Genomic DNA, 10,136 nt, shown 5'->3' with positions numbered 1-10,136 from the left:
ATGCTAGAGTTGGTTGAGATGGAATTGCGTGAGCTATTGGAAACTTATGAGTTCCCAGGCGACGACACTCCAATCATCGCGGGTTCTGCGTTGATGGCTCTAAATGGCGAAGACGACAACGAGTTGGGTACTTCTGCTGTTAAGAAGTTGGTTGAGACTCTAGACGAGTACATCCCTGAGCCAGAGCGTGCTATTGACGGTGCTTTCATTCTTCCAATTGAAGATGTTTTCTCAATTCAGGGTCGTGGTACTGTTGTAACCGGTCGTGTTGAGCGCGGTATCGTTAAAGTTGGTGAAGAAATCGAAATCGTTGGTATCAAGGACACTACTACCACTACTTGTACTGGTGTAGAGATGTTCCGTAAGTTGCTAGACGAAGGTCGTGCTGGTGAGAACGTTGGTGTACTACTACGTGGTACTAAGCGTGATGAAGTTGAGCGTGGTCAGGTATTGGCAGCTCCAGGCTCAATCAATCCGCACACTAAGTTCGAAGGTGAAGTATACGTACTGTCTAAAGATGAAGGTGGTCGTCACACTCCATTCTTTAAAGGCTATCGTCCACAGTTTTACTTCCGTACTACTGACGTAACGGGTGCATGTGAGTTGCCAGAAGGCGTTGAGATGGTAATGCCAGGTGACAACATTCAGATGTCTGTTACCTTGATCTGCCCAATCGCCATGGACGAAGGTCTACGCTTCGCGATTCGTGAAGGTGGCCGTACCGTTGGCGCTGGCGTTGTATCTAAGATTCTTGATTAATCGTTAACTCGATTTTCAAAATCTAAAAACCGGGGCTTGCCCCGGTTTTTTTATGCCCGTAACTTAATGTTATTGAAGTGTTTCTAACATAAGCTACTTTTAACTCATTAAATTTACCGTAATAAAGCGCTGCTTATTACTAAAAGTAGTTAATTTATATGGTTTTTTAATAAAAGCTAAATTAGACTCACTTTCACAAGAACTTTCTAATTATGGGGTATAAATAGGAATTATGAAAAAATTACTGACAGCTGCAATGAGTGCGGTGGCATTAAGTTTGGCCGCTTGTAATGGAACCATGCCAACCATGGGTAATGCTGGGGGCAATACTGTTTCTGGCGCAGCAGGTGGTGCAAATGCTGAAAATAAAAACACAGCATTGGAAAGCTGCTCCGAGCCACTCGGGACCATGTCGGTTTTTGAGGATCGCACTCTTCCATGGTGGAATGTTTACGCCTCACGTTATCCTCAGTTGGGAAGCACTATTCCTGTAATTCGTACAATGATTCAGCAATCAAACTGCTTTGTGGTTGTTGAGCGTGGACGAGCTATGCAGGCCATGAATACTGAACGTGAGTTAATGAACTCTGGGGAAATGCGATCTGGTAGTAATTTTGGCAAAGGCCAAATGGTTGCGGCTGATTACACCATGAACCCTTCAATTCAGTTCTCTGCCAAAGGTACTGGTGGTGTGGGCGGCTTGCTTGGTGGCGTTTTGGGGTCAACAGTAGGTGTGATTGCTGGTGGTTTAAAGAAGAACGAGGCGTCAACCACTCTATTATTGATTGATAACCGCTCAGGTGTGCAAATTTCAGCAGCTGTTGGTAATGCCAAAAACTACGATTTTAATTTGTTTGGCGGCTTTTTTGCCGGTGCTGTAGGTGGTGCTGGTGGCTTTACCAATACCCCAGAAGGCAAGATTATCGCCGCATCTTTTGCAGATTCTTACAACAATATGGTTAAAGCTTTGCGCAACTACAAGGCTCAAACCGTTAAAGGTGGCTTGGGTAAAGGCGGCAAGCTGAAAGTTGGTCAGTAATAGTCAACAGGCACAAAAAAGCCGGCATTATGCCGGCTTTTTTGTGCCTGTTATTTTTATCTGTTACGGAGTTCTAGATCCGAGCTTAATGGGGCTATTAATAAAGCGTTAATTTTGAGTTAAGTGAAAGTTTAAGGCGCGCCTCCAGAATACAATTTTTATTCGGAGGAAAAGTAATGTTCAAATCTAATTTATTTAATAAGCCTGTTCTACTTGCGGCGGCGCTCTTAACTCTAAGCGCCTGTGAATCTACCGGTGTTATCGAGGGTGTTAGTGGGGGTGAAGTCGTGCGAATGGAATACCAGCAAGGTTTTATGGATAGTGATGGTAAGTTATCGCTCACCATGCCCAATGGTGAGCGATTTGAAGGTAAGTTTATCCAAGCCTCACAGGTGAGTGAGGGCGATGAAATTCGCATCGGTGAGTCTTCACGTGATGATATGTGGGTTTGGGGTGATGCAACTCAGCGCTCGTCTTCTGCTAAAGCTCTATTGCTAGGTGATCGTGGTCGGAATATGAAATGCCAATTTCAGTTTGCTTCGGCTCGCTGGGGGATCGAAGATGGTGGAATTGGTGAGTGCAAAGTTTCTAGCGGCGAAACAGTTGAGGTGGTTTTTTAATTTTCAAGCGCCCTTGCTTGCACAAACCTAACAATAAGATTTGTGCAAGCGCTATCAGCTTAATCGTTTAAAAATTAAGGAAGTATTAATGCCACCAAAAGCAAAGTTATTGCTCATAATACAATTGCAATCTAGTGAGCGAATTGAATCGGTAACATAGTCTAGCTGCGCGCATTCAGGGTCGATATTGATAAGGTTGGCAGTTGGGTGTACCCAGCCTTCATTCATCATGTTTATGGATACCCAGGCTTCGAGCGCCCCGCAGGCCCCTAATGTATGGCCAGTAAAGCTCTTGAAAGCGCTAATGGCTGTATTCGAGCCAAATACTTGAGCTGTAGCGTGGCTTTCGGCAATGTCGCCTCGGTCGGTAGCGGTGCCATGTGCGCTAATATAAGTAATTTCTTCCTTGGCTATACTCCCATCTTGTAGGGCTCTTTGCATTGCATTAGCCATGGTTTCAGGTGATGGCTGCGTTACATGATTTCCGTCTGAGTTGGTTCCAAAGCCGACTACCTCTGCAAAAATCTTTGCGCCGCGGGCTTGGGCGTGCTCATATTCTTCAAGAATTAGGGTGCAGGCTCCTTCGCCAATAACTAATCCATCACGATTTGCATCAAACGGGGACGGTGTTCGTGATGGGGAATCATTTTTAGTACTGGTTGCATAAAGCGTGTCGAATACCGCAGCTTCGGTTGCGCAAAGCTCCTCAGCCCCACCAGCTATCATGATATCTTGCTGCCCATATTTAATGCTTTCGTAGGCATATCCAATGCCCTGGCTCCCTGAAGTGCAGGCACTGGAAGTGGTTATGATCCTTCCTTTTACACCGAAATAAACTCCAATATTAACCGCCGCGGTGTGGGCCATCATTTTGATATAGCTCGTTGCATTTAAACCATCTGTACTGTGGTTTAACAGCATATTGCCAAAATCTCCCATGGCGCTGGGCGTGCCGGCAGAGGAGCCATAAGCGATGCCGGTGCTGCCATCTACAATGCGTGGGTGATTGAGAAGTTGTGCGTTTTCCAGAGCTAATTCTGTTGCCCTTGTGGCCATAATGGCAACGCGCCCCATGCTTCGAACGTCTTTGCGGCTGTAATGTTTGGGTCTGCTGAAATCGCATGGACCGCCAAGGCGAGTTTCTAGGCCGCTGTATTTTTCCCAGTCATCCATAACTTGAATGCCGGTGTGACCAGACTTTAGATTGCTTGCAACGGTGCTCCAGTCGTTACCTATCGGGCTAATACCGGCCATGCCAGTAACTACCACTCGCCTCATTAGACCATCCCTCCATTCACCGAGATAACCTGTCGGGTAATGTAAGAGGCGCTATCTGAAAGTAAAAAGCACACTGCGGCTGCTACTTCTTCGGGTTGCCCGACACGTTGAGCAGGAATAAGCCTTAGTGCTTCTTCAAGTGGCGCATCATCGACCATATCGGTCTCTATGAGGCCTGGGGCTACGCAGTTAACGGTAATTTTGCGCTTGGCAAGCTCTATTGCTAGTGCTTTAGTAGCTCCTATGATGCCGGCTTTGGATGCGCTGTAGTTAACTTGGCCGCGATTTCCAGATATGCCAGAAACGGAGGAAAGGGTAACGATTCGTCCGGGCTTTCGTCGTCGAACCATCGGCATAATTAATGGATTCAAGACGTTGTAAAATGAGTCTAGGTTGGTGTGAATTACTTCATCCCACTCGTTCTCTGGCATAGCTGGGAAGGCGTTGTCTTTGGCAATGCCCGCATTACAGACTACGCCATAGTAAGCTCCGTGTGTTTCAACATCTTGCTCTAGCAACTCTCGGCATTCTTCGCGATTTGCAATATCAAAATTTAGTACACGGACATTGCGTCCCATTTCGCTAATTTTTTCGGCCACTTCATTTGCAGCGCAAACATTGCGGCGACAGTGAAGGACAATATCAAATCCATGCTGTGCGGCCATCACGGCTACGGCTTTGCCAATGCCGCGGCTAGATCCCGTTACGAGAACTGTGTTACTCACATTCCCTCCTTTAAAATGTCTTCTATGCTGTTAGGTTGGTAGACGTTTAAGCTGGCTTGTGCGGTGCACATACGGCCGCAAGGTGCTTCTCCTTGGAGCTCGCATTGGAAGGCACCTAAACCATTTTCACCCCACAGCGATTCTTCAATATTGATTTTAATCTTGCTGCCAATGGCAAGCTTACTTCCATGGCTTTTGTATTTTCGGGTGCCGACTAAAAATCCTAATTTTACTTCCTCGCCTTTATTTCGTGCATCTAAACCAGCGTAGGCGGCAACAGCTTGCGCCATGTATTCAATGCCTACCCAAATGGGCAGGTGATCATCAACTAAAAAGGGGTTGTCTGCTTTAACGGTGGCGACGGCTCTCAATTGTTTGTCTTGCGCGTAGCTTACCTTGTCAAGTAGGCTCATTGCGCCCCTATGACTGATTAGTTGTTCTATCGTATACATGTTTGTCTATGTTCGTTTAGCTCAAGGGTTTTGATAAAACCAAGCTGATATTATTTCCGCCAAAAGCAAAGGAGTTGCTCATCACTGTATTAATTTGGCCGCCTCTCTCTACTGATTTTAGCCAATTTAATGGGGGCAGGTTGGGGTCCCATTGATGGTCGCCCAGCTGAGCTGGAAGCATATTCTGCTCGAGGCTTAAGTAGCAAAAGCCAGCTTCGAGAGCACCTGCAGCGCCCAAAGTGTGCCCTGTTAGTGCTTTGGTTGAGCTACATGGGCATTGATCGCCGATGACTCGGGCGGTAGCTAAGCTCTCCATCTTATCATTTTGTATCGTCCCCGTACCGTGGAGATTTAGATAATCAACCTCTGCAGCGCTTATGCCAGCATCCTGTAGTGCTTGTTGCATTGCTTCCTCAGCTCCGTTGCCTTCAGGATGAGGGGCGGAAATATGATGAGCATCTGAGCTTTCTCCAACACCCGTTAGCGCGATCAAGCTTGGGTCTCGACTCATTAAAAATAAACAGGCCCCTTCACCAATATTGATACCATTGCGGTTTTGGCTGAAAGGTTGGCAAACTTGACTGCTTATAGCGCCTAAGGATGCAAACCCCTGTTGCGTCAGCTCGCAAAGGCTGTCGGCGCCTCCACAAATTACTGCATCGCACAAATGAGCGTTGAGGAGTCGCTTAGCGCTTGCCAGCGCCTTTGCTCCGGAGGAGCAGGCCGTAGAAATAGTGTAGCTAGGGCCGCCTAGCTCGAAATGCTCGGAAAGAAATTGGGCGGGTGCGCCAATTTCCTGTTGCTTATAGTCAAATGAGTTTGGCCATTCCCCTTTTTTCTGTTTTAGAGAAATAGCCTCCTCAGCTTCGGCAATACCAGACGTACTTGTGCCAATAACTACCGCAATTCTAGATTTTCCGTAACAATTGATGGCTTGGTTTAAGTCCTGTTGAATTTGATGGGCAGCACTCAGTAATAGCTGGTTGTTCCGGCTGCGATGCACTGCAGGTAGTTGCTCAATATTGGGTAGCTCTGTGAGCACTCGGCCAGTGGGGGTGTGTTTAGCGCCATAGGACTCAGCCTCTATCCCCAGTGCTTTTGGAGTGTCGGAAAACAACTGCTGAGCAATCTCTTCTCTATTCGCTCCAAGCGCACAAACCATACCGGGTTTTGAAAGGTAGCCTGTCTGCTCATTCATAATGGTGCCAATTCGTGAGTCTTAATGTTTATGGAAAAGCCGCTTCTGTGGTCATCAATTCTTGCGCCAAGTAGCCGCTGTGATGTGCTGCCTTCAGCGTGAGCGCAATAATTTACCGTAAGAACTAATTCTTGGCGATAAGTTATGTTCCTTTGGCATAGCGAGTCTGTTATCGACCACTCTTTAGTATAGGTTTGATTCAAAATGTCAATGGGCCAAAGTGAGGCTTGTAGCTGCCTAATAATGGCTTCAGCGGGGAGCGTGATATTTGGCCAGTGTTTATTCATTTGAATGCCGTCGCCATCATGTCTCAACTGAACTAGCCTTTGACCTAAATTACTTAGGATAGTGATTTCTAGGCTGTCACCTTGCTTAACTAAAGCAAGTAATAGAGCGCTATCTTGACCACTAATGATTATCGACTGATTCAGTTGGAATCTAGAGTCCCAACTATCTGCCGGCAAAAGTGGGAGCTTAACTTTTGGCTGCAAGGAGACATGGGTGCAAGCGATTAGGCTTAGGGTTGTGACAAGGCTAAATAGCTTGCCTGCAGGTTTCCACCAAAACATTTAAGCGCCTCTCGCTGTCTTTCACATAAGGGTTTTTTAGATCCCAGGCATAGCCGGCAAGTATCGAACTTATCATGTCTCGAATAGGCTTCGACTGGTTTTTGGAAAAAATAACATCTTGAAAGCGGCCATCGTACCAGGCTTCGACGAAAGTCCTGAAAGTGTTTACTCCTTGTTTCAGGGGCACTGAATATTCATTTTCCCAGCAAACAGCTTCCCCGCGCAACTGCTTATCCAAGACTGGAACTGCTAGGCTCGCCGATTTCATAGCAATGGTAACCCCGGATGAGAAAACGGGATCCAGAAATTCTCCAGCATTACCAAGTAAGGCGAAGCCCTCACCCCAAAGTGATTTTACATCACAGGAATAACCGCAGATTTCTTGGACTTTAGTATCCCAGTGACAGGATTGTAATAGCTCTTTCAAAGCTGGGTCTTCATTGCATAACTGTTTTAGTTTCTCCGTACTTGTGCCTGGTAGTGGGTCGAGAAATTCAGGCGTAGCGACCACCCCTATTGAGCTTCGGCCATTTGAGAAAGGGATTAACCAGTACCAAACATCTTTGTATTTGGGGTGTACTGTAATTAAGATCTTGTTTCTCTCAAGCCCGGTTTGAATATTATCTTCAATGTGGGTAAATATTGCCTTGCGCACAGGAAAACTAGATGGGGTTTCCAAATCTAACAGACGAGGCAGTACTCGGCCAAATCCGCTGGCATCCAAAATGAATTTAGCGCTTGCAGTGTATTGGGCACCTTCTTCGGTAAGTACTGTTAGCGTTGGATCGGATCCAGGTTTAACGGCTGTAATTTCATGGCCATAATAAATATCAGCGCCGGCTTTTTCTGCTTGCTGAGCTAGGATGTGGTCGAACTCCCCTCGCTGAACTTGAAACGTTGTGCCCCAGCCGGGAGTGAATTTCTCGGTAAATTCAAACTCGGTATATTGATTTCCAAGGCGAAATGCAGCTCCATTCTTAAACTGAAATCCTGCCTCTTCGACAGCTGCTAGCATTCCGCTGGACTCAATAAATGACATGCATTGTGGTAGCAGGCTTTCACCGATGGAGAATCGAGGAAAGTGTTGTTTTTCAAGTACCGCGACTTTATGCCCCCTCTTGCAAAGCTGCGCTGCTGCGATTGCTCCTGAAGGGCCTGCGCCTATTATAATTACATCCGCTTCCAGGCGGTTCATATGTTTCATGACGTACATTCTCTGCTGTGCTGACTGTTTGATAGAGACCAACTGAAAAGCCAGTTAAAAGTTATTCCGAGTAAAATAGTTAGCCCAAAGTGATAAAGCACTGGAGTTTCACTTAGGCTAAGAAGCCCAAATGCTAATAATGTGGTACATGCTGATAGGCTTATTGTTTGCCAAGCGTGACAGCTATAGGCTTCTTCTCTTAGTACAATTCCCATGTCTAGCCCAATGCCTAATATCAGTAGGCTTGCTAAAACGCTAAAGATATTTAGCGGTATGCCCATTAGTGACATTAATGAAAATGCGCAAAGCGTTGACATTAATGGAACTAAGATTATAAACAAGGCTTGCTGCTTAAATCGGAGGGATAAAATAAATAATGCAGCGCCATAGCTTAGGGCGAGAAGCAGCATAATCTCGAGGCGATACTGCCTTAATATATGAGAGATGTTCGACAGTTTGTCTACATATTGAACTTTCTCGGAGTTCAGCGCAGAGAGGGCCTCTGCATCAATAGGTGGCTTGAGCGCTGCAATAGCCGCTTTATCTTTGTTAGGGGTTTCTACCCAGAGGTGATCGGCCAGTTCGGCTATTGGTGAGTTTGACCATGAAAGCCAGTTGAGTTGATTAGCTGCAGCTTGTTTATATAGGTCAAGGCTGTGTGTAGCGGCGCTCTTTGGGAGACCTAATTTCCCATAATAATAGCTAAGTGATTCTTCATTAAAAACGTGCTGGGCTAGAATTTTTTGGGATTCTTTTTGTTTTTCTATGGAGGGGATGTACTGGCTCAACAATTGAATACCACCCAACGCCCTATTTTCTTTCAATTGGATGATATCTTGTTCAAGTTCTTCTTGGGTTTGCAGGATCGATTGCCATCCGTCTCCTGTGATTAGTAGATATCTACTGCTATCGAATCCGCCAAGTAATGTCTGGCTGAGTTTCTCGTTTTTAAGGAGCTCATCGGGGGAGTTGTTAAGTAATCGTATGTCATCTTGGAACTTCCAAGGTTTGTTACTTCCGCTTAGTGCTAGCAATATTACAGATGCAATTAAAATAAGATAGACATTGGGCCTTTTAGTACTCTGAATAAAGTTGAAAATTTTAGCTGTTGTTCTCTGCGGTATTGGGGAAAAAAAAGGAAATACTGCTAATACGGTTAAGCAAGATATCGACAAGCCTGCGGCGGAGAATAGCCCCATTTGTTTTAGGCCCGGAAATGGGGTGATGGTCAGCGATAAATACGCCATTACTGAAGAGGTTAAGGCTAATGCCAGAGCGGGACCTATTCGCTTTAGGATCTTTTGTGGGTCGCTTTGCTGACTGCTAAAAAAGTGAAATGAATAATCTATAGAAACTCCAATTAAGCTCGCACCGAAAGCTAAGGTTATGAGGTGAATTTCTTGAAAAGCTAATAGGCATATAGCTAAGGCACCTACAAAGCCGAATGCTATAGCGCTTAGGCTTAATAAAATTGGTTTTGCTGATCGAAATGCAAACAGCAGTAATATGATAGCCCCTAAAGTTGATCCAAGGCCGATTGTGCTAATTTCTCTTTTGGCCTGATTGCTAGCATGCTGTGCATGAAATAACAGACCAGAATGAAAAACCTTAAGGTTCGGATTGCTAATTTGGGCGGTTTGCTGCGCGTTTTGAATGGCTGTAATGACTTTTGATTGATAGCTTTGCTCAAATGGTGAGCCTGTTAGCTGTAGAAAAACAACTCTGTATATATCTTTTTTTGATTGGGCAAAAAAACCATATTTATCCAATTTTAATTGGGAGCTCGCTGTAAGCTGTGAAAGCCAGTGTTGATAGGTGAGACCCGGATCCTCTAGGATATTCGTATTCTGAGAGAGGCTGAATAAGCTATTCCTTTGGATGATGGCCTCATCGATAAACGATTTATGGTCTAACTTGAGGGCGTCTTCGTCTTGTGGGCTCAATAAGCTATAGCGGTACGGTTTGTAGAAGCTAGTATTTGCCTGTACAGATTCTCGGCTCGGGCCCGTTATGGCGCTTGAAAAAAGGCCGCTATCATTAAGCTTGCTTTCAATTAATTTTGCGCTTTCAATAGCATGATTTTTGCCGTGAGTTTCCGGAATAATGAGTAAAGCTCGCCTCGAAAAAAGTTGGTTTAACTTTGACTCAGCCGCTTGAATGGTAGCGTTTTCGTCGCTGTGGGGCAGCAGTTTTAAGATGTTACTTTCAAAGCGGTTTGCTTTTGGCAATGTGCTAACTATCACGCCAATACTGATGCTAATAATGAGTAGCCAGAATCCAAAAAGTAGATTT

The 10,136-nt window shown here is 45.4% G+C and carries 10 protein-coding genes; 3 read left to right on the top strand and 7 right to left on the bottom strand.

What is annotated here, in order from left to right; translation table 11 throughout:
- The 3 genes from Q1A41_RS18870 to Q1A41_RS18860 form a co-directional block, all read left to right on the top strand.
- On the top strand, window positions 1–759 hold a 759-nt coding region (locus Q1A41_RS18870; protein ID WP_299982261.1), incomplete at its 5' end, for an EF-Tu/IF-2/RF-3 family GTPase.
- A 232-nt stretch (window positions 760–991) separates the two neighbouring features.
- The gene (locus Q1A41_RS18865; RefSeq protein WP_299982258.1) at window positions 992–1,798 is read left to right on the top strand and encodes a CsgG/HfaB family protein; all 807 of its coding nucleotides are present in this window, start codon (window positions 992–994) and stop codon (window positions 1,796–1,798) included.
- Window positions 1,799–1,974: 176 nt separating this feature from the next.
- Window positions 1,975–2,418: a hypothetical protein gene (locus Q1A41_RS18860; RefSeq protein ID WP_299982255.1), complete on the top strand. Its 444-nt coding sequence runs from the start codon at window positions 1,975–1,977 to the stop codon at window positions 2,416–2,418.
- A 54-nt stretch (window positions 2,419–2,472) separates the two neighbouring features.
- On the opposite strand, the gene Q1A41_RS18855 is transcribed toward Q1A41_RS18860, so the two are convergent.
- Genes Q1A41_RS18855 through Q1A41_RS18825 form a run of 7 tightly spaced genes read right to left on the bottom strand, consistent with a single transcriptional unit; the run spans window position 2,473 to window position 9,787 of the window.
- Window positions 2,473–3,696, bottom strand: coding sequence for a beta-ketoacyl-ACP synthase (locus Q1A41_RS18855; RefSeq protein ID WP_299982252.1), 1,224 nt, complete (start codon window positions 3,694–3,696; stop codon window positions 2,473–2,475).
- Window positions 3,696–4,421 carry a 3-ketoacyl-ACP reductase FabG2 gene (locus Q1A41_RS18850; protein ID WP_299982249.1) on the bottom strand — a complete coding sequence of 242 codons (726 nt, stop codon included), beginning with the start codon at window positions 4,419–4,421 and terminating at the stop codon, window positions 3,696–3,698. The genes Q1A41_RS18855 and Q1A41_RS18850 overlap by 1 nt, the downstream gene beginning before the upstream one ends.
- A complete protein-coding gene (locus Q1A41_RS18845; RefSeq protein ID WP_299982246.1) occupies window positions 4,418–4,834 on the bottom strand; it encodes a thioester dehydrase in 417 nt (138 codons plus the stop codon). The genes Q1A41_RS18850 and Q1A41_RS18845 overlap by 4 nt, the downstream gene beginning before the upstream one ends.
- A gap of 55 nt (window positions 4,835–4,889) precedes the next feature.
- Window positions 4,890–6,071 (bottom strand): beta-ketoacyl-[acyl-carrier-protein] synthase family protein, encoded by a 1,182-nt coding sequence (locus tag Q1A41_RS18840; RefSeq protein ID WP_299982243.1) that lies wholly within the window; start codon window positions 6,069–6,071, stop codon window positions 4,890–4,892.
- A complete protein-coding gene (locus Q1A41_RS18835; RefSeq protein WP_299982240.1) occupies window positions 6,068–6,640 on the bottom strand; it encodes a DUF3261 domain-containing protein in 573 nt (190 codons plus the stop codon). Before Q1A41_RS18835 ends, Q1A41_RS18840 begins: the two co-directional genes overlap by 4 nt.
- A complete protein-coding gene (locus tag Q1A41_RS18830) occupies window positions 6,606–7,844 on the bottom strand; it encodes an NAD(P)/FAD-dependent oxidoreductase (RefSeq protein WP_299982237.1) in 1,239 nt (412 codons plus the stop codon). Before Q1A41_RS18830 ends, Q1A41_RS18835 begins: the two co-directional genes overlap by 35 nt.
- On the bottom strand, window positions 7,841–9,787 hold the full coding sequence (locus tag Q1A41_RS18825; RefSeq protein ID WP_299982234.1) for an MMPL family transporter: 1,947 nt from the start codon (window positions 9,785–9,787) through the stop codon (window positions 7,841–7,843). The genes Q1A41_RS18830 and Q1A41_RS18825 overlap by 4 nt, the downstream gene beginning before the upstream one ends.
- Between the last annotated feature and the right edge of the window lie 349 nt (window positions 9,788–10,136).

This window comes from uncultured Pseudoteredinibacter sp. (assembly GCF_947502065.1).
GTDB lineage: Bacteria > Pseudomonadota > Gammaproteobacteria > Pseudomonadales > Cellvibrionaceae > Pseudoteredinibacter.
Note: the sequence above shows the minus strand (reverse complement) of the source record. Positions and strands in the feature narration are given on the sequence as shown.